We start from the raw sequence: 25,751 nt of genomic DNA on the forward strand, positions 1-25,751 counted from the left end.
ATTACAGCAGGCCAGCCTGACGCAGCAGCTTGCCCGGCTGGCTGTCGTCGCCGAGCTGCTGGATGGTCAGCGCGGGCGGCTTCAGCTGCTCGAACGGCTTGTTGATGGGGTCGCTCGCCACGCCGGGACGCAGCGGGTACTCGTAGCTGATGTGGTCCTGCGCCATCAGCTTCTGCGCGCGTTCGCTCACGAGATAGGCGAGGAACTTCTGTGCCCCGTCCACATTGTGCGCGGACTTCATCACGGCGGCACCCGAAACATTGACGAGCGCGCCCACGTCGCCATCGGCGAAGTGCGCGACGGCGCTTTGCGTCTTCTTGTCGCCGATCTGCGCGTGCAGGCGGTCCCAGTAGTAGTTGTTGATGATGCCGGTGGCGACCGCGCCGCGATTCACGGCAGCGACCACGCCTTCGTCGTCGTCGAAGATCTGCGAGTTGGTCTTGAGACCCTTGAGCCATTCGAGCGTGACGGCCTCGCCCTTCACGGCGAGCACGGCGTCGACGAGCGGCAGGAAGTCGGCGTCGCTCGGCGCGATGCCGACCTTGCCCTTCCATTCGGGTTTGGCGAGATCGAAAATCGACTTCGGCAATTGCGCGGGCTGCACCTTGGCCGTGTTGTACGCAAGCACGTTCTCGCGCGCGGTCACGCCCACCCATTGCCCTTGCGGTGAGTTGAAGCGTTCGGGCACGACCGCCAGCGTCGCTTTCTGCACGGGGGCGAGCAGACCCTTTTCTTCCAGCAGCATCAGTTCAGGCGAGTTCTCCGTGAAGTAGACGTCAGCGGGCGTCTTTTCGCCTTCGGCGACGAGCTGGGCCGCGAGCGCCGGGCCTTCGCCGCTGCGGATCTTCACGTCGATGCCGGTCTGCTGCTGGAAGTCTTTCGCAAGCTGGTTCACGACCTGCTCGTGCTGTGCGTTGTAGAGCGTGATCGAGGCCGCGTGCGCGGCGAGCGGCAGCATGCCGGCAAGCGCGAGCGAGAGGGTGGCGGCGCACAGCGGCGCGCGCATCATGGATAATTTCATATTGCTTCGTTGTCCGTTGTTATCGATTGAACTAAAGCGATCTCAGGCGCTGAACAGCTCCGCGCCGATGAACGAGCCCGCCTTCGCGCCGGGCGGGCACGCGAAGATCGCGCTGCCCACGTGCGTCGTGAACTGGTTCATCATGTCGAACTTCGCGAGCTTTTCGTTGATCGGAATGAAGCCCGTACGCGGGTCGCCCTGGTGGGCAATGAAGATGAGGCCCGCGTCATATTCGGTTTCCTGGCGCCACGGCGGCCAGCGCTCGATGTAGAAGTCCGTGCTGTCGTTGTACGAGTACGAGCGGCGCAGGATCTGCGCGCCGTTGTTCGACGCGCGGTTCGAGAGACGCACGTGCGAGTTCTCGGGAATCTGCGGATTGCCGTCCTTGTCTTGCGCCTCGAGATCGACGTTGTCGAACTCCTTCATCTGGCCGAGAGGCGCGCCGCTGTATTTGTGGCGGCCGAACACCTGCTCCTGGAAGCCCAGTTCCATCTGGTCCCAGTGCTCCAGCGTGATGCGGATGCGGCGCACCACGGTATAGGTGCCGCCCTGCATCCAGGACGCGTCGGCGGCGGTGGCCCAGACGAACTGGTTCATCGCCTTCGGGTCCGTGGTCGGCGGGTTGTTCGTGCCGTCCTTGAAGCCCATGAGGTTGCGCGGCGTTTGCGCGCGCGGGCCCGAGAGAAAGCCCGCCTGGCCCCAGCGCATCGTCAGGATTCCATAGCCTTGGCGCGCTAGCTGGCGCACCGCGTGGAAAGCGACTTGCGCATCGTTGGCGCACGCCTGCACGAAGAGATCGCCGCCGGTTTTTTGCGCGATCAGCTGGTCGCCGTTGAAGCGCGGCAGGTCGACGAGCGCGGCGGGGCGCTTGCGCGCGAGACCGTAGCGATCCTTGTCCTGCGACGTGAAGATGCCGGGGCCGAAGCCGAAGGTGACCGTGAGGCCCGCCGGGCCGAGACCTAGCACGTCGCCGGAGTCGGCCGCGGGGTGGTCGTCGCCGGTGTAGTCGAGCGCGGCAGCGGGCTGCGCCTGGCTCATGCGCGCCGCAGACTCGGTCCACTTGCGCAGCAGGTTGATGACGTCGTCGCGCGAGGTCGTCGTGAGGTCGAAGGCCGCGACATACGTGTGCGCCTGCTGCGGCGTCACGATGCCGCCCTGGTGTTCGCCGTAGAACGGCTCGACGGCGAGCATCGGGTCGGCGGCCATCGCGTGATGCTTTGCCTCGGCGGCCTGGGCGAGGCCGCTCGTGGCCGCGCCTGCGCCGAGGCTCGCGCCGAGCGCGGCGCCGGCTTTCAGGAAGCCGCGACGCGCGGGGCGCGATGGTTGGTTAGGGGTATCGTCGGAGGACATGATTATTTAGCCAGCACGAGAGTGTTCACGTCGTCTTCCACGTAGTAGAAGCCGTCGCCTGCCGGGGTCAGCGCGATGCCGAAAAGATCGCCGTTGCCCGGAGGCGTTTGCGCCTTGTCGGTATCGATCCAGCGCGCGTACAGCTGCTTTGCCGCGGCCGGGTCGATCTCGACGACCTGGCCGTTCAAGGCATTCGTGACGAGCAGGTGGCCCTGCGGCGTGGTGATCATGGCGAGCGGACGGTGCAGCAGGCCGTCGGCGGTGAGCTGGCGGCCGACGCCCGCGCTCGTGTCGCGCGTGAGCGGGTCTTCGATCACGTTGATGCGGTTGCCGATCGCGTCGGACACGTAGAGCAGCTTGTTGTCCGCCGAAAGCGCGAGGCCGGTCGGGCCAACGAGGAACACGCCCTTGTCCGCCTGCGCGCCGAAGCCGCTCGCCACCACGGTTTCGCTCTTCAGGACCGGCGCCTGGCCGCTCGGGATGTCGAGGTCGAGCCGCAGCACCGTGGCCTGCTTGAACACGGGCGGATTGCCGTCCGCGCCGCCCACGCCGAAGCCCGCATTGCTCACGAACAGCGTGGCGTGGTCGCCGTTGTCGACCACGGCCATGTTGCCCCACGGGTCATTGATGTTGGGACTGCTGATGACCTTGGCAATCTTGCCGCTGCTGTCGAGCACGATCATGCAGCCCGCGCCCTTGGTGCCGGTCGTGCCGTCGTTGCTCGGCGTGCTACCCACGATGACCCAGCCCGACTTGAGCATCGTCATCGCGGTCGAAAGGCCGACGCCGCCCGGGCACTCCTTGAGATCGCGCGGAATCGTCGCGAACAGCGACATCTGCTTCGTGTCGGGGTGATAGTCGATGATCGTGCTGCCGGTGCCCTGCAGGTTGGCCGCGTTGTTGAAGTTGTCGACCAGCACGTCGCCTTCTTTCACCGCGCCGGAGGAAACCGGCGCGACGAAGATCGCATACGGGTTCTGGTCGCCGTTGTCGGGCACGGTGTTGATGAGCGTGGTGTGATGCTTGACGGTCTCGAGCAGGCCCTGCGGGTCGGCGTGAGCGGCGAGCGGCGCGCCGGCGAGCGCCGCCGCGGCGGCAAGCGCGAGCGCGGAGCGGACCGCGTGGGCCGTGCATTGCAGGAGCGTGCGCGTAGCGTGTTTCATACTGAATCTCCGTGCCTCGCGCGGCCGGCGCGCACGCCGGCGGGAAAACGCGAGGACTTGGGGTTGAACATGGGTCGGTTGCGCTTGCGTGGGCTTAGAACGTGATGTTGGTCCGCACGCCGATCACGAACGTATTGCGCAGCGGCGCGGTCGGATCCTGCGGATTCTGGCCGGCGCCTGCGTTGAACGTGTATTGCGCGTCAGCCTGGAGAATCCACCACGGCGTGACCTGATACTGATAGGTGGCTTCGAGCGCGGTTTCCTGCGTGCGCACGCCGTACGGACCGCCAGTAAACATCTGCTGGTCGAGGTCGAGGTTGTGCACGTTGTTGCCGACCTTGATGTAGGTGGCGGCAAGGCCCACGCTGTCGTTATCGCGTCCCTTGAACGGCGCCTTCATGACGATGCCGAGGTTGGCCGCGAGGCTCACGAGATTGCGGTCGCCGGGCGCGCCCATCACGCGCGCGAATACGCCGATGCTGCGCGGCTCGTCCGGATCGGGACGCCAGATCATCTGGTCGGCCACCGCATAGAAGCTGTAGTTGCCCTGGTGCTGCGCCGGGATGCCGGTCGAAGCCGGATTCGCGAGCGAAAGGCCCGTGTTGTCGAAACGCTGGTCGGCAAACGAGTTGGTGTTGTACCAGAAGCCAACCTTGTAGGTGCCGGGCAGGCCGTGATTGTCCGCACTGACCAGCTCGCCTTCGGACGGCTGGTTGATGGCGTACTGCAGCTCGCCGATCCACAACGTGCCGTTGCGCAGATTGAAGTTCGTACCACTAAGGTTGTTCGGATCGTTGCCGAGCGGGTCGCCTGAGAACACGCCTGCGAGTGCCGTCAACGAAGGTGTGATCTGCCCGCGCACGCGCACGCCGAGACCGGCGAGCGGATAGGCGGGACCGCCCGAGGGCATGTCGTACGAAGGCAGCGCCGGCCAGCCGAACATCGTGTTGATGAAGAGCGCCCCGTACTGGCTCACGATGAATTCCTGGTCGAGACTCTGCTGACCGATCTTCACGTCGAGGCGCTTGTTGAAGAACGATTGCTGGTACCACAGCTCCCACAGGCGCGTGGTCGGCGTCGCTTCGATGCCGCTCGCCGTGTTCAGCGTGCCGAGATTCGATGTGCTCAGGTTGGTGCCGTGGATCTGCAGGGCGCTCACGTTGAAGAGGCCGCCCGGAATGCCGAGCGCCTTGCTCGTGTCGACCTGAACCGTTGCCGTTGTGAGGCCGTCGTACGCGCCGCCGGTCTTGAGGCCGCCGCGCAGGTTCGCGAGGTACTCGCTCGTCTCCGTGAGCTGGAACGTCACCCCGTATTTGCCGAGCCACGGCCGCAGGCCGCCCATGTCGCCGAGCATGTTCTGGCGCGTCCAGAAGCCCGTCCAGAAGTTCGACGGCTGCGCCTGAATGGCTAGGTCGGCTTCCGGCGCTTCTGGCGCGGCGTCGGGGTTCGCGTTGCTCTGGGCGCGTGCGGCTCCGCTCGCGAAAGTCACGCTCGCGGCAAGCACGGCAATGGCGCGCCACGCCGGTGCGCGCCGACGCGCCGGGCGGCCCGGCGCTGCGCTGCGCGAGCAGGCGAGCGCAGGCACGCGGACGGTTCGGGTCAATTCCATCGTATTCCTTACTTATTGAAATGTTTGCTTGATTGATGGCGTTGGCGTTTGTTATTCGCAAGCCGCTGAATCCCCGACATCTCCAGACGGCGCCATCGTACTAACAGTAAATGCGAGCGTCAACAAAAACGAGAATGATTCGCAACTGTCTTACGCCTGTTTTACGCAGGATCACAGGCATTCTTGCGAAATGCTTTCATTTGTGTATTTGCAGATTACAGATCGTTAGCGTTTGATGAATCAGTCAGGCGAATGAAGTCGCTTATCATCGCGTGTGTGTACGCATGTTTTGCCGCACAAACTTCAAGACAAGCTGGCTCCATGACCGACATTTCCCCAGGCTACGAACTCGATCTCGACGCGTACTTCGCCCGCATCGGCTACGACGGTCCACGCACCGCGACACTCGCCGTGCTGCGCGAACTGCAGCGTCTGCACCCGCTTGCCATTCCTTTCGAGAATCTCGATCCGCTGGCGGGACGGCACGTATCGATCAAGCTCCCGGACATCGTCGCGAAGCTCGTGACGAAGCGGCGCGGCGGCTACTGCTTCGAGCACAACACCTTGCTCGCGCACGTGCTCATGCAACTGGGTTTTACGGTCACCCCGCTCGCCGCACGTGTGCTGTACGGTCGTGAGCCCGGCGCGCGCACGCCGCGCACGCATATGCTGCTGCGCGTGGAGGCGCAGGGCGATACCTGGCTCGTCGACGGCGGCTTCGGTGCCGCGACGCTGCGCGCGCCGCTCTCGTTCTCGACCGATGCGGAACAGCCGACGCCGCACGAACCGGCGCGGCTCGTGACGTTGTCGGCGAACGAGCGCAAGCTGCAATTGCACGATGGCGAGAAGTGGTTCGATCTCTATCGCTTCGAATTGACGCCTGCCGAGTGGGTCGATTACGAAGTGGCGAACTGGTACACGTCGGCGTCGCCCGAGTCGTTCTTCACGTTCAGTCTGATCGCGTGCATCGCGCGCGAAGGCGGCCGCGCGATCCTGTTCAACGAGCGTTTTACCGAGCGTGATGCGCAAGGCCAGGTGAGCGAGGAGCGTAACCTCGCCAATGGAGCGGAACTCGCGCACTGTCTGCGCGAACGCTTCGGCATCGATCTCGCGGGCGGCGACGCGGCGCAGCGTATCGATGCCGACGCGCTATATGCGCGCATGACGTCGCACAGCGCCACGCAGTAGGCGCGAGCGAACGCGAGTCAGCGTCCCCGCGCGCAAGGAGGGCATCATGACTGAGCTGAAAATGACGAAAGCGCTAATGGCGAAGCTGTTCGTGCAAGTCGTAGTCTGGTTCGGATTGATGGGCGTGCTGTTGTTCGTTTCGGCGGGCACGCTGGCGTGGACGGCGGCGTGGCTCTGGCTCATCGAGTGGGCGTTGTGCGGCGTGTGGATCGGCCTGTGGCTCGGGCGCGAAGATCCGGGTCTCCTGGTCGAGCGGCTCGCGCCGTTCGCGCAGCGCACGCAACAGCCGTGGGACCGCGTGTTCATGCTGTGCGTTTCGGTGGGCTTTTGCGCGTGGCTCTGCCTGATGGGAATCGACGCCGTGCGCATGGGCTGGTCGCGCGTGCCGCTATGGCTCAGCGTGCTCGGCGCCATCTTCATCTTCGTCGATATCTACGCGACGCGCGCCGTGTTCGCGGCGAACCGCTTTGCGGCGCCCGTGGTGAAGATTCAGAGCGAACGCGGGCACACAGTCAGCGATACCGGACCGTATGCCTATGTGCGCCACCCGATGTATGGCTTCGCGTTGCTCTTTCTCGTCGGCACGCCGCTCATGCTCGGTTCGTGGTGGGGGCTTGCGTGCGTGCCCGTGATGGTCGTGGGGATCGGCTATCGCGCGGTGCGCGAAGAGCAAGCGCTGGCGGAAAATTTGCCCGGCTACCGCGAGTATCTGGCGCGTGTGCGTTATCGCTTCGTGCCGGGCATCTGGTAGTGAGAGATTAGCTCGTCGAGGGCGAAGTCAAGGCTTGCGCGTAACGCCGATAAAGCCAGGCAAGTGCCGTGGTGGTGAGCAGCGCAAACACGATATTGCCGATGCTCTGGCCAATGGCGAGCGCGGTGAGCCACCCCGGCTGCCGCACGATTTCAGGCGTGACGCCCGCGAGGCCCATACCGATCAGCACGATCAGGCCGCACACCGCGATGGGCAGCGCGGCGACGAAGGTGACGCCAAAGAGGCTCCAAAAATGCCCGCGGCTGTCGCGCCAGGCGGCGCTGAAGGCGATCTTGCTGCCGACGGCGAGCGCCGGAAAGAGCAGCGAGAGGCGCACCGCCACGAACATCCAGATCGCAATGACCACCAGAAAGAGGAACGCGGCGCCGCCCTGGTATTGAGGCCGCAGCACGACCCACAGCAAGAGCGCGAAGGCGCCGAGCGCGACCGCCAGAATGAGACCGACCGCGAAAATACGCAGGAACGGCCTGGCCCCGGCCGGCATGAGCGGCGCGCTGCGCTCGCCTAGCAGCACGAAGCGCGAGATCTTGAGCGTGAACCAGAGGTAGAGAAGCGAATTCAGGAGCGAGGCGAGATTGCCGAGCGCAATGAGTCCGGCGGAAGGCGTTGCGCCTTCCGCCGGTACGGGCCGCCCGGCAAGCCCGAACCAGCCGAGCGCCGCGTAGATCACAAACGTTCCCGCAAGGAGAACCGGCATTTGCACGGCGGCCTGCCAGGCGCTCGCCCATGCGCGCTTGACGCATTCCATGAAGGTCATCTGTTGCATGAGGTTTTCGCACGGGTAACAGAGAGCCTACAGTCTAACGCGGCGCCGCGAAATCGAGGGCGCTCGTGCGAATCCGCGCGTGCAACTCACTTCACGGCGAACAGCGTGAGGTTCATGAAGACCTTGAACGCGAACCCGAGCGAGACCGCAGCGCCCACGCCCGCACACCAGAGGAATACGAACCATAGCCAGCCGGGCAGCGCGCGGCGCACCGTGTTAGTGGTAGTGATGGGTGTCGCCATGACGCACCTTGCCTCTAAAGACCCAGTAGCCGAGCATCGTGTACGCGAGGATGATCGGCAGAATGAACGCTGCGCCCGCGAGCGTGAACATCTGGCTCTCGCGCGGCGCGGCCGCTTCCCACAGCGTGAGGCCCTGCGGAATCGCATACGGCCACAGGCTCACGAGCAGGCCCGCATAGCCGAGCAGCACGAGACCGATAGCTGCGATGAAGGGCGTCTTGTGATGGCGCGCATGCACGGCCCAACGCATCCACGCGGCGCAGGCGAGCACGAGCAGCGGCACCGGCGCGAGACGCCAGAAGAGGCCCGAACGGAACCAGCGTTCAGCGATGGCCGGGTCCTGAAGTGGCGTCCACAGGCTCACGAGAGCGATGAAGCCGAGCAGCATGACCGTGAGCGGCCAGACGAGCTTGCGCAGGCGGCGCTGCAGGTCGCCCTCGGTCTTCGCCACGAGCCAGCAGCAGCCGAGCAGTGCATAGGTCGCGACGAGCCCGAAACCCGAGAGCAGGCTGAAGGGCGTGAGCCAGCCGAAAGCGTCGCCGGCGAACTGGCCGCTGTCCATCGGAATGCCTTGCAGGAACGCGCCGAGCGCGATGCCCTGGAAAAACGCCGCGCCCGTCGAGCCGCCGATGAACGCGAGGTCCCACAAGTGCTTCGTGCGATTGGCCTTGGCGCGGATCTCGAACGACACGCCGCGGAAGATCAGGCACGCGAGCATGAACACGAGCGGCAGGTAGAGCGCGGAGAGCACGGTCGAGTACACCACGGGGAACACGGCGAAGAGCCCCGCGCCGCCGAGCACGAGCCAGGTCTCGTTGCCGTCCCACACGGGGGCGACCGTGTTCATCATGAGATCGCGCTCATCCTCGTCGGGAAAGAGCGGAAACACGATGCCGATGCCGAGATCGAAGCCGTCCAGCACCACGTAGAGAAGAACGCCGAGCGCGATGATCGCGGCCCAGATGACGGTGACATCCATTTGCTTGCTAGCCTCGTAACGATGAATGCGGGGAGCCTCAGGCGTCGATCAGCTGATCGGCGGCGGACATGGGGCGGCGCGCGGTCTGACTCGCGCTGAGCGCAGGGTGGGCCACGCGCGGTTCGCGTGGCTCGCGGGGCGCATGCGGCTTCGGGTCGGGCAGCGCGGGACCTTTGCGCAGAAGTTTGAGCAGATAGTAAATTCCCGTGCCGAACACGAGGAAGTACACCGCCACGAACGCCATCAGCGAAATGCCAACTTGTTGCGCCGTGAGCGGCGACACTGCCTGTGCCGTGCGCATTACGCCGTAGACCACCCAGGGCTGACGGCCGGCTTCGGTCGTGACCCAGCCCGCGAGCAGCGTGATGAAGCCCGTCGGTCCCATGGCGAGCACGAAGCGCTGGAACCAGCGCGATTCGTAGAGCGTGCCGCGGCGGCGCAGCACCCAACCGATCACGCCGAGCAGGATCATCAGGATGCCTAAACCGACCATGACGCGGAAGCTCCAGAACAGCAGCGGCGAATTGGGCCGCTCGTCGGCGGGGAAGGACTTGAGTCCCTTGATCTCGCCGTCCCAGCTATGCGTGAGGATCAGGCTGCCCAGGTGCGGAATGGAAACGGCGTAGCGCGTCGTCTCGGCCTGCATGTCGGGAATGCCGAACAGATTGAGCGCGGTGCCGCCTTGTTCGGTGTCCCAGATGCCTTCGATCGCGGCGATCTTGGCGGGCTGATATTCGCGCGTATTCAGGCCGTGCGCATCGCCCACGAAGGCTTGCACCGGCGCGAGCACGAGCAGCAGACCGAGCGCCATCGAGAACATCTTCTTGATGGCGGGGTCGCGCCGCCCCTTGAGCAGATGCCATGCGCCGCTCGCAGCCACCACGAGCGCGGCCACGATGAACGCGGCGATCGCCATGTGCGCAAGGCGGTACGGGAACGACGGATTGAAGATGATCTTGAACCAGTCCACCGGTACGACATGGCCATCGACGATCTTGAAGCCTTGCGGCGTCTGCATCCAGCTATTCGAGGCGAGGATCCAGAACGTGGAGATGAGCGTGCCGATGGCGACCATCAGCGTCGCGCCGAAGTGGGCACGCGGGCTCACGCGGTTCCAGCCGAACAGCATGATGCCGAGGAAGCCCGCTTCGAGAAAGAACGCGGTCATGACTTCGTACATCAGCAGCGGCCCGGTGATGGGGCCCGCGAACGACGAGAAGCCGGACCAGTTGGTCCCGAACTCATAGCTCATGACGACGCCTGAGACGACGCCCATGCCGAAGGCCACGGCGAAGACCTTCGACCAGAACAGGCAGAGGTCCTTGTAGAACGGTTGGCGCGTTTTGAGCCAGCAGGCTTCGAGCACGGCGATGAAGCTCGCGAGGCCGATGGAGAGCGCCGGAAAGACGATGTGAAACGAAACGGTGAAGGCGAACTGCAGCCGGGCCAGGTCGAAGGCGGAAAGTGACGTGTGCATGTACGTGCCTGTTGCTTGCTTACCGGGAAAAGCGCGGAAGAAACGTCGCACGGCGAGGCAGTGGGGGCGCTGCGCTCTCGTGCGATGGACGTAAGCGTAGGGGAACGGCGAAGGTTTTGCTGCGCTGCGACGTGCGCCAGCGTGTCGCAGTCGTCAATATCAAAGGGACGAAAACCTGCGCTAACGCATTGATACAGATCAATTTAGATTAAACACTCGTTGCGCAGCGGGGATGTGCGCAGAGCGTCGCGATGCGTCAATACACCGCGCTGCCGCACGGGGTGTGGCAATGTGCCCTGGCGTACGGCTTCGGGATTCGTGCGGGGGAGAATTCAGGCGCGCTGGCGGCGCGAGCGAGGTGTGCGACGCCAGGCGGAAAAGATCAGGAATGCGATGGACATGGCGTCAGCGCGGATCGCTCCACAGCTTGCCGGCCGTCGCCCAGTTTTCCGGCTTCACGTCGTGGAAGATGATGTCGACGGATTGCGGCTCGACGCCGAGCACCTTGCAGGTGGTCTCGGTCAGGGCGGCGGCGAGCTGGCGTTTTTGTTCGACGCTGCGGCCTTCGAACATTTCGATGTGGAATGTCGGCATGCGGGTCTCCTTGAAAGTGAGTGAAGCGATGGATGGGCGCGATCAGTCGCGGTATGACGAATCGATGCGATCGAGCTTGCGCAACAGCGCGGGCCATTCGAGCACGCCTTCGATCGCGCCGCCGTCGCGCAACTGCTCGGCCGTGCGTTCGGCCACCCCGGGCGGCGGCACGACGAGCGGCACGCCGCCGGCCTGAGCCTGCAGCTGGATTTCGCAGGCCTTGATGAGCGTCGCCATCAGCACGTAGGCTTCGGCCACTGTGCGGCCGGTGGTGAGCGTGCCGTGATTGCGCAGCAGCATGGCCGGTTGCGCGCCGAGGCTTGCCGTGTTCGAGGCGCGCACTTCGTCGAAGGCGAGGCCGAACGGATTGATGAGAAAGCGGCCCGCCTCGCCTGGTATGGCGGCGGAAACATGCGTGTAGATGAGGTCGTCCCAGCCGTTGAGTGCGATGAGGCGGTAAGCGGCGGCGAGATCGACGCGCAGTTGCTGCTCGGCGGTGGAGCGCGGCGCGGTCTCGGCGCAGGTGCTCGTCGGACGATGGGCGAAAGACATGGCGATTCCTTCAGCGGACGATGGGCTCTTCAGGCGGCGTCGATGGCGCAGGGCGCAGGGCGCAGGCGTCGCGCTGCCGCGTGCACACTCCAGCTTGCCAGCACGAACGGCGCGGTCAGCGCTGGCAGTCCGCAGCGCACGGCGGCCAGATGCAGGGCTGCGGCGAGCATGGTCGCATAGATCGCGGCGCGTGTGCCGAGCGCGCAGACCGCGAGCGCGGCAAGCGCGCCGTTGAAGCCGGCGAGGCCCGCGCCGAAGGCGTCCGGGCTCGCGCCGCACGCGAGTTCGAGCGTGCTCGCGAGCGCCGCGCCGCCGAGCGCATAGGCGGCCGCGCGCCGCGACGACCAGGCGAGGCCCGCGAGCACGCACAGGCCCGCCGCTGCGCCCGAGGCAAAGATGGTCTGCGCGAGGCCGCTCAACACGCCGGCGGCGGCGTGTGCGGCCGCGGCGAGCGGTGTGCCGCGCGGGGCCAGCGGGGCTGCGGCGATTGCGCTGGCGACGGGAGAGCTGCCCGGGTGCAGCGGCAGCCAGATCCAGGTCGCGATGAGGCAGGGGACGGAATACAGCCCGAGCCGGGCGCGCGCGAGGTGGCGGTCCAATGGCCCGGCGATCCACGCGCTCGCACCGCCCGCGATGAGGGCAAGCGCGGCCGCCGTGCCCGCATCGCCGACGAAGGTGAACGCCGCGAGCGCGGCGAGCGCGCCGTTGTAGCCTGCGAGGCCGTCGCGGATCGCCGCGTCTGCATGGCCCGCCACGACCGCGCAGACGTTGGCCGCCGCGGCGCCGAGCAGGGCGGCGAAAGCCAGCCGCCAGTCGGTGAGCGCGAGCGCTGCGAGCAGGCACGCGCCCGTTCCCGCATGCGCCTGCAGCACGATCTGGCCGAGGCTGCGTAAAAGGGCACCGACGGCGGCGGTATCGGCGCTACGGGCGGTGGCGCCGGAAGCGGCGCAAAATCGGGCGGACATGGCGAAGGCGTGGCGGGCGGGTACGGGCCGGTGCGGCCCCGCTGAGAGGCGCACGGCCGGCCAGAGTGCGAGCATAGGCGATGCGGACCGCCTCGCGCATGCGCGTGGGTTGATAGTCGCTATTTGTTGACGGGTTACGATACGCGCAAGGCGGTTGTCGTGATTATCCAGAGACAGTCTGCACGGGAGGCGAACGATGCGTGAAGTGCGTTGGGCATCCGAGACGGGCGAGGGTATCGAGCATCTGGCGTTCGATGCGCATTGCGGCCCGAAGTTTGGCGAAAAAGGCGACACGATCCGCGCGGAAAGCGTGGTCATCGGCGAGCGCTACGGCAAGTCCTATGGACTGTGCTACGCCATCGAGTGCGACGCGCAGTGGCGCGTGCGCTGGGCGGCGTTGCGCGTGATGGGCGGCGGCTCGCTCGTGCTCCACAGCGACGGCAAGGGCCACTGGACCGATGGCGAGGGGCGCGCACTGGAGGCGCTCGACGGCTGCATCGACATCGACATCGCCGCGACGCCGTACACGAACACGCTGCCGATCCGGCGTCTGGGCCTCGCGCGCGGCGAGCGCCAGCCGATCCGTGTGGTGTACATCGCCGCGCCCGAACTGGAGCCCAAGCCTGTCGAGCAGGCCTATGTGTGCATCGAGCGCGACCGCGAGTATCGCTACGAAGGCATCTTTCGCGACTTCACGGCGAACCTGCGCGTGGATGAAGATGGGCTCGTGATCGACTATCCGACGCTGTTCCGGCGTCTGCCGCCGCCGGACCGATAGCACGCGGCGACACCACGCTTACACCGCGCCGCCTGGACTCTTGCCGAACAGCAGTTGTTCGACCAGCGTGTTGTCGATGGTTTCGTTGTTCAGCGTGCGAGCGAGCAGTTCGCCCGCGAGCAGTTGCGGCGAAAACACCATATCCGGCTGCAACAGGCGCAGCCGCTGCAGGTTGCGGCTGTCGTTGACGAGCGCCACGGTGCGCACCTTCGGCGCGATCTCCTTGATGGCGAGAATCACGAAGGCATTCTCGGCGTCGTCCGAGCGCAGCGCGAGCGCAGCGAGCGCGGTTTCCGCGCCCGCGTTGTGCAGCGTGGCGGTGTCGCTCGCATCGCCGACGATGAGATCGGCCTCCGGTGGATAGTTGTGCGGAATATTCGGCGCGACGATCACGGTCGCCGCGTAGCCGCGCTTGAGGAGCCCTGCGTACACGCTATGTGCGAGCGGCGACGCACCGACGATCAAATAGTGGTTCTTGCGGGTCACGTTGGAAATGCCTCCCTTCACGATGCGTTTCAAATGGCCGCCGATCACGGGCCCGATCACAGCGCTGATCGACGTCGCGAACACGGTGATGCCGAGCACGATGATCGAAGCCGTAAAGAGCTGCGCGGTGTCCGAGCGCGGCACGATATCGCCGTAGCCGACCGTGGACATCGACACGATCGAGAAGTAGAACGCCGTGACGAGGTTGCGGATAGGCGGGTCGAAATCGTCGCCGAGATACAGCGAGCCGAACACCGCATAGACGATCAATGAGCCAATGCTCAGGAATGCGAACAGCGAGCCCGCGGCGACGCTCGCGCGATCGAAATGGCGCCAGTAGTAGATCAGCGCGCAGGCAAGCGCGAGTGAGAAGCCGGCGAGCGCGTGGCTGCGATAGTCGCCCCACAGACAGATGCTGGCCGCGCCGGCGAGCAGCACCAGTGAAAGCACCCAAGCCACGCGCGCCCGCAGCGCGATGCCGAACGACATCATCGTGAGGCCGGTCGCGACGAGCGCCTGGGGCAGCGCGAGCACGCCGAACGCGTTGATGAGCGTGATCCAGTCGTCGAACCAGTTGCCGCGCGCGTGTTCGAGCGCTTTCTGCGCGACCGGGCGCACCAGCAGCCGGCCGTCGATCACCAGCAGCACGGCCAGGTAGCCGTGCGGCACGAGCCCTCTGGCGTAGCCGCGCGGGCGGCGCGCGTACGCGCTCATTGCTGCGCGTGTTGCGTCGGCTGCGTCGGTTGCTCGGGCTGCGCCGGTTGCGTCTGCACGATGTGCAGCTCGCGCGTGCGCAGGGGCAGCGAGCAGTGCGCGTCATTGAGCACCTGGCGGACCTTGCGCGACAGCTCCCAGCGCATCTCCCAGAAGGTGTCGATATTCGACCACACGCGCACATTGAGCACGGCGGTGCTGTCGTCGAAACGCGTCACCATCACCTGCGGCGCGGGCGAGGCCAGCACGCGCGGGTCGGCGGCGGCGAGCGTGCGCAATGCGTCGATGGCGCGGTTCACGTCGTCGCGCACCGACACTTCCACTTCGAGGTCGAGCCGACGCGTGGGATTGCGGCTGTAGTTGCGGATCGAATTGCTCCACAGCGCGCTGTTCGGCACGTATTCGCAGATGCCGTCCGGTTTCGTGAGGCGCGTGGTGAAGAGGTTCACTTCCTCGACGGTGCCCGCGACGCTGGCGCCAGCGCTGCCATCGATATAGTCGCCCACCTTGAACGGCCGCAGCAGCAACAGCATGATGCCGGCCGCGATGTTCTGCAGCGTGCCTTGCAGCGCGAGACCGATGGCGAGACCGGCTGCGCCGAGCACCGCGACGATGCTGGCGGTCTGGATGCCGATTTGCGAGAGCGCGCCGATCACGGCAACGAGGCGCACGCCCCACACTGCGGTGTCGCGCACGATGGGGCGCAGCGTGGGATCGATGCCGCCGCCGCGCCGCTTGATCCAGTTGCCCACGCGCCGGGAGAGCCACCAACCGAACCAGAGGATCGCGAAGGCCGCGCACAAGCGCAGCGCGAGCGCGGAGAGCGCGTCCCACAGGAAGCCCCAGTTGGACGGGTGCAGGTGTTCGAGGAGGGGTTGCATGGCGAATCAGTCCTTGTCTGCGGAGCCGTGGGTCCGGCTCCGTTGCGAAAGGACGTATTGTACGAGCGGCGTTTCGCTGGCGGCGCGCGTGTGGCGTGCCGCCATGCGTTTGAGCGCCAGGCGTCAGCCCTTGGGCGGTGTGTCCGCGCCCGGCCCGAGCGTGCGCTGCATGAGCGCGGTGTCGCGCCACTCGCCGTGCTTGAAGCCGACACCGCGCAGCGTGCCGGTCAGCGAGAAGCCCAGGCGCTCGTGCAATTTGAGCGAGCCGCCGCGCGGGTCGGCGACCACGGCGATCATCTGCCGCCACGGGCCCGCCTCGCAGCGCTCGATCAGCGCGTTGAGCAGCGTGTGGCCGAGTCCGCGGCCGCGAAACGCCTCGTCGATATAGATCGAATCTTCGACCGTGAAGCGGTACGCCGGACGCGGCCGGTAGGGCGTGGCGTAGCAGTAGCCCGCCACCTGGCCGTCGATCTCGGCGACGAGCCAGGGCAGGCCATGTTCGCGCACGGCGGCGTGGCGACGCAGGAGTTCGTCGAGCGTGGGCGGCGTCTCCTCGAACGACGCCGTGCCGTGCAGCACGTGGTGTGCGTAGATCGCGGCGATGGCGGGAAAGTCGTCGGCGGTGGCGTCGCGTACGTGCGCGTCGGGGTGTGGGTTCATCGGTTGGAGTGAGCGCGAAGGCAAAGGAGAAGGAGGTTTGCGTTCCTCACTATGCCTCGCGCAGGCGCGCTTTTGAAGCGTGCCAAAAATGCCCGGTCTAGACGCGCTGCGTGCCCGCGCGATTCGCGACAGCGGAAGCGCCGCCTGCGCGCCCGAAGCGCCGTGCGCCGGCCACGCACGCGATCACCACGGCGGTGACGGCGATCATCGCGGGCGGCACGGCTTCGTGCAGCAGCAGCGCCGCGAGCACGAAGCCGAAGAACGGCTGCAGCAACTGCAACTGCCCGACGCCTGCAATGCCGCCGAGCGCGAGCCCGCGATACCAGAACACGAAGCCGATCAGCATGCTGAAGAGCGACACATAGGCGAGCCCCCACCACGAGGCCGCGCCCACCGCGGCGAACGACGCGGGCCGCAGCCACCACGCGAGCGGCGCCATCACGGGCAGCGAGATCACGAGCGCCCAGCAGATCACCTGCCAGCCGCCCAGGCGCCGCGAGAGCCGCGCGCCTTCCGCATAGCCGAGCCCGCACACGATGATCGCGCCGAGCATGAGCGCGTCGCCGAGCGGCGAAGCGTCGATGCCATGACGCAGCGCGAACGCCACCACGGCGGCGCTGCCCGCCGCGGAAAAGATCCAGAAGGCCGGCTGCGGACGCTCGCCCGCACGCAACACGCCGAACACGGCCGTGGCGAGCGGCAGCAAGCCGACGAACACGATGGCGTGCGCCGAACTCACGTGCTGGAGCGCGAGCGCGGTGAGGAGCGGAAAGCCCACCACCACGCCCAGCGCGACGATGACGAGCGGCCAGACCTCGGCGCGCGCGGGCCGTGCGGCGCGCAGCGCAAGAAGCAGCAGCACGCTGATCATGCCCGCGATGGTCGCACGCACGCTGGTGAGGAACACGGGGGCGAAGCCGAGCACGGCGAGCCGCGTGGCGGGCAGCGATCCGCTGAAGATGAGGACGCCTGCGAGGCCGCAGAGCCAGCCATCGGTGGTGGAATCGAGCGTTTTGCGCATGGATGGGCTTGGGCAAGAGGAAGCATCGGTGATCGGTCCGCTGATGATGCGCGCCGCGCCGCGGGAAGGTAAGCTACAGATCAGTACAATTTGTTCAAACTGTATTGAACACGGAGCAGTACAGATGAAAGACAGAGCGAGGACGCAAGCCTTGCCCATGACGCGCGTCGAGCAGGTGATGCAGGCGCTGCGCGAGCGCATTGCCGCGCGCTCGCTGGCTGCGGGCGCACGCGTGCCGTCCATCCGGGCGATGAGCGGGCAGCTTGGCGTGTCGAATTCGACGGTGGTGGAGGCCTACGAGCGCCTCGTCGCCGAAGGCGTGCTCGTCGTGCGGCGCGGCGCCGGATTTTTCGTGGCCGGGCACGCGCCGCCGCTCGCGCTCGCCGCGCTCGGGCCGCAGCTCGACCGCGAGATCGATCCGCTCTGGCTCACGCGCCAGTCGCTGCAGACCGAGGCCGACGCGCTGCGTCCCGGCTGCGGCTGGTTGCCCGCCTCGTGGCTGCCGCAGGACGCCGTGCGGCGCGCGCTGCGCGCCCTTGCACGCGACCCGCGCGCGCCGCTCACCGATTACGCGTCGCCGCTCGGCCTGCCGGCGCTGCGCCAGCAGCTGGCATGGCGGCTCGGCCAGCACGGCGTGGAGGCCGCGCCCGAGCAGATCGTGCTGACCGATGGCGGCACCCAGGCGCTCGACCTGCTGTGCCGCTTTCTGCTGGAGCCGGGCGATACCGTGCTCGTGGACGACCCGTGCTACTTCAATTTCCAGGCGCTGCTGCGCGCGCATCGCGTGCGCGTGGTCGGGGTGCCGTACACGCCGACGGGCCCGGATCTCGCCGCGTTCGAGCGCACGCTGGCCGAATCGCGCCCGCGCCTTTACGTGACGAACTCGGCGGTCCACAACCCCACCGGCGCGACGCTCGCGCCCGCGGTCGCGCATCGCCTGCTCAAGCTCGCGGAGGAGCACGACCTTCTGATCGTCGAGGACGACATCTTCGCCGACTTCGAAATCGAGCCCGCGCCGCGCCTCGCGGCCTTCGACGGGCTCGCGCGCGTCGTGACGATCGGCAGCTTTTCGAAGGCGATGTCTGCCGCGGCGCGCTGCGGTTTCATCGCGGCGCGCGCCGACTGGATCGAGCCGCTCGTGGATCTCAAGCTCGCGGTCTCGTTCGGCAACGGGGAGATGGTGGCGGAACTCGTGCACCGCCTGCTCGTGGACGGCACGTATCGGCGGCACCTGGACGGCTTGCGCGCGAAGCTCGCCGACGCCATGGGCGAAACGCTGCGGCGGCTTTCGGCGCTGGGCCTGAGCGCATGGACGCGGCCGCAGGCGGGCCTATTCGTATGGGCGCAGTTGCCGGACGGACTCGACGCGGCGCAGATCGCGCGCGAGGCGCTGGTGGAAGGCGTGGTGCTCGCGCCGGGCAACGTGTTTAGCGTGTCGCGCAGCGCGAGCGATTTTCTGCGTTTCAATGTTTCGCAGTGCAATCGTCCGAAGGTCTACGAAACATTGCAGCGTGCGATGGAGCGCGTGGCGCAGCCGGCATGAAGCGGCTGCACCCGAGCATCACGGTTCGTGACGCAGATAGCCTTCCTTCGACGGATCGCGCATGCGCCACGAGACGATCAGCGAAATCGCGCACAGCGCGGTCACGTACCAGTAGAACGTGGACTCGCTGCCTGCCGACTTGAACCACAGCGCGACGTATTCGGCCGAGCCGCCGAACAGCGCATTTGCTACCGCGTACGAGAGGCCCACGCCCATCGCGCGCACTTCGGGCGGAAACATCTCCGCCTTGATGAGGCCGCTGATCGACGTGTAGAAGCTGACGATCGCGAGCGCCACCGTGATCAGCGCGAACGCGGCCACGGGGCTCGCCACGTCTTTGAGCGCATGCATGAGCGGCACTGTGCCGATCACTGCGAGAGAGCCGAACAGGATCATCGACGTGCGGCGGCCGATCTTGTCGGACAGCGCACCGAACACCGGCTGCATCAGCATGTAGACGAAGAGCGCGCAGGTCATCACGCTGCTCGCGGTTTTCGCGTGCATGCCGGCCGTGTTCACGAGGTACTTCTGCATGTAGGTCGTGAACGTGTAGAAGATCAGCGAGCCGCCTGCGGTGAAGCCCACCACCGTCAAGAACGCGCCCTTGTGTTGCCAGACGCCGCGAATCGTGCCTGCGTCGCGTTTGTGGCGCGACTCGCTCGTCGAGGTTTCGTCGAGCGATTTGCGCAGATAGAGCGAGATCAGCGCGGCGAATGCGCCGACCACGAACGGAACGCGCCAGCCCCAGGCCTTCAGTTCTTCGGTGGAAAGCGTCTGCTGCAGGATCACGAGCACGAGGAGCGCGCAGAGTTGGCCGCCGATCAGCGTGACGTACTGGAACGACGCGAAGAAGCCGCGTCGGCCCTTGAGCGCGACCTCGCTCATGTAGGTCGCGCTCGTGCCGTACTCGCCGCCCACCGAAAGCCCCTGGAAGAGCCGCGCGACGAGGAGCAGGAGCGGGGCGAACGCGCCGATCTGCGCGTAGGTGGGCAGCATGGCGATCACGAGCGAGCCGCCGCACATCATGAGCACCGAGATCATCATCGCGCTGCGGCGGCCGTGGCGGTCGGCGATGCGGCCGAACAGCCAGCCGCCGATCGGGCGCATGAGGAAGCCCGCGGCGAATACGCCGGCGGTGTTGAGCAGCTGCGTGGTGGTGTTGCCGCTCGGGAAGAACGCGGGCGCGAAATACAGCGCGCAGAACGAGTAGATATAGAAGTCGAACCACTCGACGAGATTGCCCGACGAGGCGCCGACGATGGCGAATACGCGTCGCCTCGTGTCTTGCGCGGATAGCGTGGTTGGGTCGGTTTGGACGTCCATGGGCGGGTCTTCTCCTGGTTTGTGTGTTTTATGGCGAACGGCCGTCATGCGGCCGTCGCAGGAGTTGCATCGCGCGCCGCCGGGTCCCGGCGCGCGATGCCCGCGATTTTAGCTAACTGTAATTAAATGTGTGGAAAATGTAATGATGTCGCGAACGGGTCCGAGCAGGCCCCATCAGGCCGGCGTGATGCGGGCTCGCGAGGCACAAAAAAGCCAGCGGGGAGCCGCTGGCTGGAGGGGAAAAGCAGGCGAAGCGCGCTCAATGCTGCTTGCGCAGCGGCACGTCACGCAGCAGCCACGACAGCGCGAACGAGAACACCACCACGACCGCAGCCGAGAGATAAACCGTGTGCAACGCCCCGGCGAACGCATCGAGATACTGCGCGTGCAGCGCGGGCGGCAGATGGTGGATCACGTCGGGCGTGAGCGGCTGCGGTAGTTCCACGTCGGCCGTGAGCACCCTTTCGAGCCGTGCATGCAGCCCATGCGAGAACACGGCGCCGAACGCGGCCACGCCGACCGAGCCACCGATCGAGCGGAACAGCGTCGCACCCGATGTGGCCACGCCCATATGGCGAAATTCCACCGCGTTCTGCACGGCGAGGATCAGCACCTGCATCACCATGCCGAGGCCGCAGCCGAGCAGGCCCATATAGACATACATGAGGTGAATCGGCGTGTCGATCTGCAGGCGCGCGAGCAGCATCATCGCCACGGCCACGAGCGCGGTGCCCACGATCGGGAATATGCGGTACTTGCCGATCTTGCTGATGATGCGGCCCGTGATGATCGACATCACGAGCACGCCGCCCATCATCGGCAGCATCTGCATGCCGGCCTGCGAGGGCGTCGAGCCCTTCACCACCTGCAGATAGAGCGGCAGGAACGTAACCGAGCCGAACAGCGACACGCCCACGATGAAGCCGATCAGGCTCGCGAGCACGAAGGTGCGCTGGCGGAAGAGTTCGAGCGGCATGATGGGCTCGGCGGCATGCTTTTCCTCGTGGATGAAGCCCGCGACAGCGACGATGCCGAGCAGCAGCGTGAGCCAGAGCGTAGGCGACGTCCACGGCAGCAGCGAGCCGCCCTCGCTCGTGAAGAGGATCAGGCAGGTGAGGGCGGCGGCGAGCCAGCCCGCGCCCATGTAGTCGATCACATGCTTCACGTGCGCGGCGCGCGGCTTGAACACCGCGCCGATTACCACGAGCGCGATCGCGCCGAGCGGCAGGTTGATGTAGAAAATCCAGCGCCACGACAGATGCTCGACGAGAAAGCCGCCGAGCAACGGCCCGATCACCGTGGCGATGCCGAACACGCCGCCGAACATGCCCTGATACTTGCCGCGCTGAGCGGGCGGAATCACGTCGCCGATGGCGGCCATCGTCACGACCATCAGGCCGCCGCCGCCAATGCCCTGCAAGGCGCGCAGCACGATCAGCTGCTCCATGTTCTGCGCCACGCCGCAAAGTGCCGAACCGATCAGGAAGATCACGATGGCGGCCTGCAGCACGATCTTGCGCCCGAACAGGTCGCCGAACTTGCCGTAGAGCGGCACGACGATCGTCGAGGTGAGCAGGTAGGCCGTGACGACCCACGAGAGCCGGTCGAGCCCGCCCAGCTCGCCGACGATGGTGGGCAGCGCCGTCGAGACGATGGTCTGGTCGAGCGCGGCCAGCAGCATCACGAGCAGGAGCGCCGGAAACAGCAGCCGGATCGGTGGATGGCCGCCGGTATCGGCAGCCGGGCCCGACGCCAGCACCGCTGCATTCGCGTGAGTGCCGACCCCCGCCGTAGCGGGCACAGGGTGTTTCGTGCTGGGTTTCATCGTGTCCGTCTATCTTGAAATTAATTAATTCGGAGGTTAATATTAGGACAATTATTCCAGTTGGTCAAAATTCATTTTGTTACCGGGCAGGACACCTATGAACGCGCCAGAACCTTCCCTCGACAGCGCAGGCGGCACGCCAGGCCGGGCCGCCGCGCGCCGTCCCGGCCGGCCGAGCGGCGGCGTCGGCGGGGCGGAACAGCGCGCGCGTCTGATCGAAGCCGCACTCGCGCTGTTCGCACGCCAGGGCATCCTCGACACCTCGCTCGCTGCCATCGCCCGCGAGGCGGGCGTGACGCCGGCGATGGTCCACTACTACTTCAAGACGCGCGATCAACTGATCGACGTGCTGATCGACGAGCGTTTCGTGCCGCTGCGCGAGTCGCTTGGCGACATCTTCGCGGAGCATCCCGACGATCCCGTGGCGGCGCTCACTGCGCTGGTGCAGCGCTTCGTGGCGCTGGGGCAGCGCAATCCGTGGTTTCCGCCGCTCTGGGTGCGCGACGTCATCAGCGAGGGCGGCGTGCTGCGCCAGCGCATGCTCGAGCGCCTCGGCCGCGAGCACCAGGAAACGGCCCACACGGCCATTGCGCGCTGGCAGCGCGAGGGCCGGCTCAACGCGGCGCTGGAGCCTGCGCTGCTGTTCCAGTCGCTGATGGGCCTGACGCTCTTGCCGCTCGCCACCAGCCAGATATGGCGCGGCGACGCGCAGCAGCCACACGTGGGCGTCGAGGCGGTCGCGCGCCATGCGGTCGCGCTCATCACCCAGGGCGTGGGGCCAGGGCGCATCGACGCACGCACCGATACGGGCATTGATACGGATTAGCCGCCAGCGCGCGCCGTGGTACGCTCCGGGACCTTTGCGGCACGCCCCGTGCGCGGTGCCGCGCGAATGTTTCCCGGTCGAGGTCCGGTCTGTCTTCTTCTGCTGCTGCTTCCCGCGCTTCTGCGCATCGAGCCCCCGCCATCGTCTGGTTTCGCGACGATCTCCGGCTCGCCGACCAGCCCGCGCTCGCGCAGGCCGCGGCGAGCGGCCTGCCGCTGATCTGCGTCTGGATTCACGATCCGCATGCCTCGGGCGAGCGCCCGGAGGGCGGGGCGGCGCGCTGGTGGCGCCATGAATCGCTGCGCGCGCTCGAAGCGGCGCTGGCTGTGCGCGGCGGCCGCCTGCTGCTCTTGCAGGGCGACGAAGCGGCGACGCTGGACGCCCTCGTCACCGAAACCGGCGCGCAAGCCGTGTACTGGAACCGCCGCTACGGCGCGGCGCAACGCGAGGTCGATCGCGCCCTCAAAGCCTCGCTGCGCGAGCGCGGCGTCAGTGCGGAGAGCTTCGGCGCCCAGCTCCTCAACGAGCCATGGACGGTGCTCAATCAGTCCGGCGAGCCGTTCCAGGTCTTCAGCGCCTACTGGCGCGCCTGCCTGCGCATGGGCGATCCGCCGCCGCCGGAAGGCGAGCCCGAACGGATGATTTTTCAATCGCTGCCAGCACGTCTTACCCAACGTGCATCGAAACTCGACGCGCTCGGCCTGGCGCCTCGCGCGCCCGACTGGTCGGGCGGCATGCGCGCGGCCTGGCCTGCGGGAGAGGAAGCCGCGCTGGAGCGCCTGCGCGCGTTCCTCGCCACCGACCTCGACGGCTACGCCGGTGAGCGCGACGAACCCGGCGACGCGGCCACGAGCCGCCTTTCCCCGTATCTCGCCGTCGGCGCGATTTCGCCGCGCCAGGTCTGGGCGGCGCTCAAGGCGGCGCAGCACGCGCACGGACGTGGATCGGCGCGCCGCGCTGCGAGCGCCGAAAAGTTCGCGAGCGAGTTGGGCTGGCGGGAGTTCTGCCATTACCAGCGGTTTCACTACGCCGATCTGGCGACGCGCAACCTGCGTCCCGCATTCGACGCCATGCCGTGGCGCAAGGACGCCGCTGGCCTGAAAGCGTGGCAGCGGGGGCTGACCGGCTATCCGCTCGTCGATGCCGGCATGCGCGAACTCTGGCACACAGGCTGGATGCACAACCGCGTGCGCATGGTCGTGGCATCGTTCATGAGCAAACATCTGCTGATCGACTGGCGCGCGGGCGAGTCGTGGTTCTGGGACACGCTCGTCGACGCCGACCCGGCCAGCAACCCGGCCAACTGGCAGTGGGTGGCGGGCTCGGGCGTGGATGCCGCGCCGTATTTCCGCATCTTCAATCCGGTGCTGCAGGGCCAGAAGTTCGACCCGCGCGGCGCCTACGTGCGGCGCTGGGTGCCGGAGCTGGCGGGCCTGCCCGATGCGCTCGTGCACCAGCCGTGGAAGGCCAGCGCGCAGCAGCTCGAAGCGGCGGGCGTGCGCCTCGGCAAAACTTATCCCGAACCTGTCGTCGAGCACGAACTGGCGCGCCAGCGTGCACTCGAAGCCTATGCACAAACGGGCAAGGCCAAGGGCCTTGCCGCTTCGCGACAGAGTTCAACGCAGGACAAAAAACAGGGCGGCAAAGCGTGAGCGCGGCCGTCATCGGGCTGTCTTGTGATGCGGCTATCGTGCGCGGCGCGGATGGGCGCACGCGCGGCACGCAGGAACCGGACGGCATTAAGATTGCTCTATCAGGACGGCCCGCGTTGCCGTGCGCCCGGCGTGACTCCGGGCCCGTAGCCTTGCGGCACTCGGCCTGACAGACAGAAAGGCATGTAAGCAAACACAATGAACGCAGTACACAAGCTCGACCGGACGACCATCGTCCTCGTCGAAGACGACCCGCACAGCCGGGCGTCACTGACTTCGCTACTCGAGGCGGAGGGTGCGCATGTCGTGGCGGTCGAAGACGCTGAAACCGGTGTCGAAGCGGCCCTGAGCCTGCACCCCGACGCCGTGGTCTGCGATCTCGACCTGCCGGCGATGGACGGCTTCTACCTGATCCAGCGTCTGCGCGATTACGAAATCCGCGGCGACCATGCTCCGACCGTCGCGGTCGCGCTCACGGGCCACACCGACGAAAGCTGGCGTTTGCGCAGCATCGGCGAAGGCTTCCAGCACTTCATGACCAAGCCGGCCCGGCCGGACGAACTGGTGACGCTGCTGAGCGACGCGATCGACGCGCGCCAGTCGCTATGACGCCGCGCGCGTAGCGCGGCGCGAAAGGTGTGGGTGCTGACGGACTGAAGCGCCGCGACATGCGGCGCGGGCGATCTGTTGCCTGCGCTGAACGGCGGGCAAGAACGGTTAGCTAACGGACGAGGGCTGCGCAGTGGCTTCGGGCGCCGCAGCGGCGCCCGGCTGTGCGGCCTTGTCGACCGAATTGGCCTGGCTCTCCTGGCATTGCGCGCAGAGACCCTTGAGTTCGATGCCGTCGCCGGCGAGCCGGTAGCCCGCGGCCTCGATCTGCGCAACTAACGCTTGACGCAGCTTGGGCTCGTGCAACTCGGTGACGTTGCCGCACCGCTGGCACACCACGAGAATGCCGTGCTGACACTGCGTGAGGTCGTGGCACACGGCGAACGCGTTGATCGATTCGATGCGGTGGATGAGCCCCGCCGACAGCAGGAAGTCGAGCGCCCGGTAAACAGTCGGCGGCGCCGAACCCGGATGGATCTGGCGCATTTCGTCGAGCAGCGAATACGCCTTGGTTGCGCGTCCCGAGGCGAGCAGCAGCTCCAGCACCTTGCGGCGGATCGGCGTGAGCTTTTCGCCGCGCTCGCGGCAATAGGCCTCGGCCATCGCGAGCGCGGACTCGACCGAAGCGCCCTTGACACCGTCGTGCGAGTGGGCATGGCCGTGCGCGTGGTCGTGCGCCTCGGTGTCGCTATGCAGGGTCGGGGCGTCCGGGGACGGTTTTGCTGTCTTCATGCTTGCGATTATACGGGGCGCGC

General features: G+C 66.7%; 25 protein-coding genes. 7 read left to right on the forward strand and 18 right to left on the reverse strand.

The window, feature by feature from the left end; genetic code table 11:
• Window position 1 precedes the first annotated feature (1 nt).
• The 4 genes from BFD71_RS34620 to BFD71_RS34635 all read right to left on the reverse strand — a co-directional run bounded on the left by BFD71_RS34620 (window position 2) and on the right by BFD71_RS34635 (window position 5,143).
• Window positions 2-1,021 (reverse strand): iron ABC transporter substrate-binding protein, encoded by a 1,020-nt coding sequence (locus BFD71_RS34620; protein WP_069268724.1) that lies wholly within the window; start codon window positions 1,019-1,021, stop codon window positions 2-4.
• A 42-nt stretch (window positions 1,022-1,063) separates the two neighbouring features.
• Complete coding sequence (efeB, locus tag BFD71_RS34625) at window positions 1,064-2,371, reverse strand: iron uptake transporter deferrochelatase/peroxidase subunit (RefSeq protein WP_069268725.1); 1,308 nt, start codon at window positions 2,369-2,371, stop codon at window positions 1,064-1,066.
• Between the two features lie 2 nt (window positions 2,372-2,373).
• Window positions 2,374-3,534, reverse strand: a complete 1,161-nt coding sequence (locus tag BFD71_RS34630; RefSeq protein WP_069268726.1) for a hypothetical protein — start codon at window positions 3,532-3,534, stop codon at window positions 2,374-2,376.
• Between the two features lie 94 nt (window positions 3,535-3,628).
• Window positions 3,629-5,143, reverse strand: coding sequence for a carbohydrate porin (locus BFD71_RS34635; protein ID WP_069268727.1), 1,515 nt, complete (start codon window positions 5,141-5,143; stop codon window positions 3,629-3,631).
• A gap of 321 nt (window positions 5,144-5,464) precedes the next feature.
• Between BFD71_RS34635 and BFD71_RS34640 the strand changes: the two genes are divergently transcribed.
• Both BFD71_RS34640 and BFD71_RS34645 read left to right on the forward strand, forming a co-directional pair.
• A complete protein-coding gene (locus BFD71_RS34640; protein ID WP_069268728.1) occupies window positions 5,465-6,331 on the forward strand; it encodes an arylamine N-acetyltransferase family protein in 867 nt (288 codons plus the stop codon).
• 46 nt (window positions 6,332-6,377) lie between these two features.
• A complete protein-coding gene (locus BFD71_RS34645) occupies window positions 6,378-7,082 on the forward strand; it encodes a methyltransferase family protein (RefSeq protein WP_083245634.1) in 705 nt (234 codons plus the stop codon).
• A 7-nt stretch (window positions 7,083-7,089) separates the two neighbouring features.
• On the opposite strand, the gene BFD71_RS34650 is transcribed toward BFD71_RS34645, so the two are convergent.
• The 7 genes from BFD71_RS34650 to BFD71_RS34675 form a co-directional block, all read right to left on the reverse strand.
• Window positions 7,090-7,869, reverse strand: a complete 780-nt coding sequence (locus tag BFD71_RS34650) for a hypothetical protein (RefSeq protein ID WP_141710897.1) — start codon at window positions 7,867-7,869, stop codon at window positions 7,090-7,092.
• Window positions 7,870-7,955: 86 nt separating this feature from the next.
• On the reverse strand, window positions 7,956-8,111 hold the full coding sequence (locus BFD71_RS41680) for a hypothetical protein (RefSeq protein WP_176732999.1): 156 nt from the start codon (window positions 8,109-8,111) through the stop codon (window positions 7,956-7,958).
• A complete protein-coding gene (cydB, locus tag BFD71_RS34655) occupies window positions 8,086-9,090 on the reverse strand; it encodes a cytochrome d ubiquinol oxidase subunit II (protein ID WP_069268730.1) in 1,005 nt (334 codons plus the stop codon). Before cydB ends, BFD71_RS41680 begins: the two co-directional genes overlap by 26 nt.
• Before the next feature lie 37 nt (window positions 9,091-9,127).
• Window positions 9,128-10,567, reverse strand: a complete 1,440-nt coding sequence (locus BFD71_RS34660) for a cytochrome ubiquinol oxidase subunit I (protein WP_069268731.1) — start codon at window positions 10,565-10,567, stop codon at window positions 9,128-9,130.
• Window positions 10,568-10,972: 405 nt separating this feature from the next.
• On the reverse strand, window positions 10,973-11,161 hold the full coding sequence (locus BFD71_RS34665) for a 4-oxalocrotonate tautomerase (protein WP_028205614.1): 189 nt from the start codon (window positions 11,159-11,161) through the stop codon (window positions 10,973-10,975).
• 42 nt (window positions 11,162-11,203) lie between these two features.
• Window positions 11,204-11,713: a class II aldolase/adducin family protein gene (locus tag BFD71_RS34670; RefSeq protein WP_069268732.1), complete on the reverse strand. Its 510-nt coding sequence runs from the start codon at window positions 11,711-11,713 to the stop codon at window positions 11,204-11,206.
• Between the two features lie 29 nt (window positions 11,714-11,742).
• A complete protein-coding gene (locus BFD71_RS34675; protein ID WP_069268753.1) occupies window positions 11,743-12,678 on the reverse strand; it encodes an urea transporter in 936 nt (311 codons plus the stop codon).
• A 196-nt stretch (window positions 12,679-12,874) separates the two neighbouring features.
• Between BFD71_RS34675 and BFD71_RS34680 the strand changes: the two genes are divergently transcribed.
• Window positions 12,875-13,456 carry a putative glycolipid-binding domain-containing protein gene (locus tag BFD71_RS34680; protein ID WP_069268733.1) on the forward strand — a complete coding sequence of 194 codons (582 nt, stop codon included), beginning with the start codon at window positions 12,875-12,877 and terminating at the stop codon, window positions 13,454-13,456.
• Between the two features lie 18 nt (window positions 13,457-13,474).
• Here BFD71_RS34680 and kch read toward each other — a convergent pair whose 3' ends face one another.
• The 4 genes from kch to BFD71_RS34700 all read right to left on the reverse strand — a co-directional run bounded on the left by kch (window position 13,475) and on the right by BFD71_RS34700 (window position 17,218).
• Window positions 13,475-14,656 carry a voltage-gated potassium channel protein gene (gene kch, locus BFD71_RS34685; protein WP_069268734.1) on the reverse strand — a complete coding sequence of 394 codons (1,182 nt, stop codon included), beginning with the start codon at window positions 14,654-14,656 and terminating at the stop codon, window positions 13,475-13,477.
• On the reverse strand, window positions 14,653-15,537 hold the full coding sequence (locus BFD71_RS34690; protein ID WP_069268735.1) for a mechanosensitive ion channel family protein: 885 nt from the start codon (window positions 15,535-15,537) through the stop codon (window positions 14,653-14,655). The genes kch and BFD71_RS34690 overlap by 4 nt, the downstream gene beginning before the upstream one ends.
• Window positions 15,538-15,660: 123 nt before the next feature.
• Window positions 15,661-16,197: a GNAT family N-acetyltransferase gene (locus BFD71_RS34695; RefSeq protein WP_069268736.1), complete on the reverse strand. Its 537-nt coding sequence runs from the start codon at window positions 16,195-16,197 to the stop codon at window positions 15,661-15,663.
• A 97-nt stretch (window positions 16,198-16,294) separates the two neighbouring features.
• Window positions 16,295-17,218 carry a DMT family transporter gene (locus BFD71_RS34700; protein ID WP_069268737.1) on the reverse strand — a complete coding sequence of 308 codons (924 nt, stop codon included), beginning with the start codon at window positions 17,216-17,218 and terminating at the stop codon, window positions 16,295-16,297.
• A gap of 124 nt (window positions 17,219-17,342) precedes the next feature.
• On the opposite strand from BFD71_RS34700, the gene BFD71_RS34705 reads away from it, so the two are divergent.
• Window positions 17,343-18,761, forward strand: coding sequence for an aminotransferase-like domain-containing protein (locus BFD71_RS34705; RefSeq protein WP_069268738.1), 1,419 nt, complete (start codon window positions 17,343-17,345; stop codon window positions 18,759-18,761).
• An 18-nt stretch (window positions 18,762-18,779) separates the two neighbouring features.
• On the opposite strand, the gene BFD71_RS34710 is transcribed toward BFD71_RS34705, so the two are convergent.
• Entirely contained in the window at window positions 18,780-20,084 is a 1,305-nt protein-coding gene (locus BFD71_RS34710; RefSeq protein ID WP_069268739.1) for an MFS family transporter, read from the reverse strand.
• A gap of 259 nt (window positions 20,085-20,343) precedes the next feature.
• A complete protein-coding gene (locus BFD71_RS34715) occupies window positions 20,344-21,909 on the reverse strand; it encodes an MDR family MFS transporter (protein WP_083245635.1) in 1,566 nt (521 codons plus the stop codon).
• A gap of 97 nt (window positions 21,910-22,006) precedes the next feature.
• Between BFD71_RS34715 and BFD71_RS34720 the strand changes: the two genes are divergently transcribed.
• The 3 genes from BFD71_RS34720 to BFD71_RS34730 all read left to right on the forward strand — a co-directional run bounded on the left by BFD71_RS34720 (window position 22,007) and on the right by BFD71_RS34730 (window position 24,996).
• Window positions 22,007-22,735 carry a TetR/AcrR family transcriptional regulator gene (locus BFD71_RS34720; protein ID WP_069268741.1) on the forward strand — a complete coding sequence of 243 codons (729 nt, stop codon included), beginning with the start codon at window positions 22,007-22,009 and terminating at the stop codon, window positions 22,733-22,735.
• Between the two features lie 89 nt (window positions 22,736-22,824).
• The gene (locus BFD71_RS34725; RefSeq protein ID WP_083245636.1) at window positions 22,825-24,387 is read left to right on the forward strand and encodes a cryptochrome/photolyase family protein; all 1,563 of its coding nucleotides are present in this window, start codon (window positions 22,825-22,827) and stop codon (window positions 24,385-24,387) included.
• Between the two features lie 198 nt (window positions 24,388-24,585).
• Window positions 24,586-24,996 (forward strand): response regulator, encoded by a 411-nt coding sequence (locus tag BFD71_RS34730; RefSeq protein ID WP_069268743.1) that lies wholly within the window; start codon window positions 24,586-24,588, stop codon window positions 24,994-24,996.
• Between the two features lie 108 nt (window positions 24,997-25,104).
• Here BFD71_RS34730 and BFD71_RS34735 read toward each other — a convergent pair whose 3' ends face one another.
• The gene (locus BFD71_RS34735) at window positions 25,105-25,728 is read right to left on the reverse strand and encodes a Fur family transcriptional regulator (RefSeq protein WP_069268744.1); all 624 of its coding nucleotides are present in this window, start codon (window positions 25,726-25,728) and stop codon (window positions 25,105-25,107) included.
• Window positions 25,729-25,751: the final 23 nt, after the last annotated feature.

The sequence above is a fragment of the Paraburkholderia nodosa genome (assembly GCF_001718195.1).
Classification (GTDB): Bacteria; Pseudomonadota; Gammaproteobacteria; order Burkholderiales; family Burkholderiaceae; genus Paraburkholderia; species Paraburkholderia nodosa_A.

What these genes read in the sequence shown, in the direction of transcription:
- BFD71_RS34620 (WP_069268724.1), bottom strand. Translation starts at nt 1,021, where the DNA reads ATGAAATTATCCATGATGCGCGCGCCGCTGTGCGCCGCCACCCTCTCG.
- efeB (WP_069268725.1), bottom strand. Translation starts at nt 2,371, where the DNA reads ATGTCCTCCGACGATACCCCTAACCAACCATCGCGCCCCGCGCGTCGC.
- BFD71_RS34630 (WP_069268726.1), bottom strand. Translation starts at nt 3,534, where the DNA reads ATGAAACACGCTACGCGCACGCTCCTGCAATGCACGGCCCACGCGGTC.
- BFD71_RS34635 (WP_069268727.1), bottom strand. Translation starts at nt 5,143, where the DNA reads ATGGAATTGACCCGAACCGTCCGCGTGCCTGCGCTCGCCTGCTCGCGC.
- BFD71_RS34640 (WP_069268728.1), top strand. Translation starts at nt 5,465, where the DNA reads ATGACCGACATTTCCCCAGGCTACGAACTCGATCTCGACGCGTACTTC.
- BFD71_RS34645 (WP_083245634.1), top strand. Translation starts at nt 6,378, where the DNA reads ATGACTGAGCTGAAAATGACGAAAGCGCTAATGGCGAAGCTGTTCGTG.
- BFD71_RS34650 (WP_141710897.1), bottom strand. Translation starts at nt 7,869, where the DNA reads ATGCAACAGATGACCTTCATGGAATGCGTCAAGCGCGCATGGGCGAGC.
- BFD71_RS41680 (WP_176732999.1), bottom strand. Translation starts at nt 8,111, where the DNA reads ATGGCGACACCCATCACTACCACTAACACGGTGCGCCGCGCGCTGCCC.
- cydB (WP_069268730.1), bottom strand. Translation starts at nt 9,090, where the DNA reads ATGGATGTCACCGTCATCTGGGCCGCGATCATCGCGCTCGGCGTTCTT.
- BFD71_RS34660 (WP_069268731.1), bottom strand. Translation starts at nt 10,567, where the DNA reads ATGCACACGTCACTTTCCGCCTTCGACCTGGCCCGGCTGCAGTTCGCC.
- BFD71_RS34665 (WP_028205614.1), bottom strand. Translation starts at nt 11,161, where the DNA reads ATGCCGACATTCCACATCGAAATGTTCGAAGGCCGCAGCGTCGAACAA.
- BFD71_RS34670 (WP_069268732.1), bottom strand. Translation starts at nt 11,713, where the DNA reads ATGTCTTTCGCCCATCGTCCGACGAGCACCTGCGCCGAGACCGCGCCG.
- BFD71_RS34675 (WP_069268753.1), bottom strand. Translation starts at nt 12,678, where the DNA reads ATGTCCGCCCGATTTTGCGCCGCTTCCGGCGCCACCGCCCGTAGCGCC.
- BFD71_RS34680 (WP_069268733.1), top strand. Translation starts at nt 12,875, where the DNA reads ATGCGTGAAGTGCGTTGGGCATCCGAGACGGGCGAGGGTATCGAGCAT.
- kch (WP_069268734.1), bottom strand. Translation starts at nt 14,656, where the DNA reads ATGAGCGCGTACGCGCGCCGCCCGCGCGGCTACGCCAGAGGGCTCGTG.
- BFD71_RS34690 (WP_069268735.1), bottom strand. Translation starts at nt 15,537, where the DNA reads ATGCAACCCCTCCTCGAACACCTGCACCCGTCCAACTGGGGCTTCCTG.
- BFD71_RS34695 (WP_069268736.1), bottom strand. Translation starts at nt 16,197, where the DNA reads ATGAACCCACACCCCGACGCGCACGTACGCGACGCCACCGCCGACGAC.
- BFD71_RS34700 (WP_069268737.1), bottom strand. Translation starts at nt 17,218, where the DNA reads ATGCGCAAAACGCTCGATTCCACCACCGATGGCTGGCTCTGCGGCCTC.
- BFD71_RS34705 (WP_069268738.1), top strand. Translation starts at nt 17,343, where the DNA reads ATGAAAGACAGAGCGAGGACGCAAGCCTTGCCCATGACGCGCGTCGAG.
- BFD71_RS34710 (WP_069268739.1), bottom strand. Translation starts at nt 20,084, where the DNA reads ATGGACGTCCAAACCGACCCAACCACGCTATCCGCGCAAGACACGAGG.
- BFD71_RS34715 (WP_083245635.1), bottom strand. Translation starts at nt 21,909, where the DNA reads ATGAAACCCAGCACGAAACACCCTGTGCCCGCTACGGCGGGGGTCGGC.
- BFD71_RS34720 (WP_069268741.1), top strand. Translation starts at nt 22,007, where the DNA reads ATGAACGCGCCAGAACCTTCCCTCGACAGCGCAGGCGGCACGCCAGGC.
- BFD71_RS34730 (WP_069268743.1), top strand. Translation starts at nt 24,586, where the DNA reads ATGAACGCAGTACACAAGCTCGACCGGACGACCATCGTCCTCGTCGAA.
- BFD71_RS34735 (WP_069268744.1), bottom strand. Translation starts at nt 25,728, where the DNA reads ATGAAGACAGCAAAACCGTCCCCGGACGCCCCGACCCTGCATAGCGAC.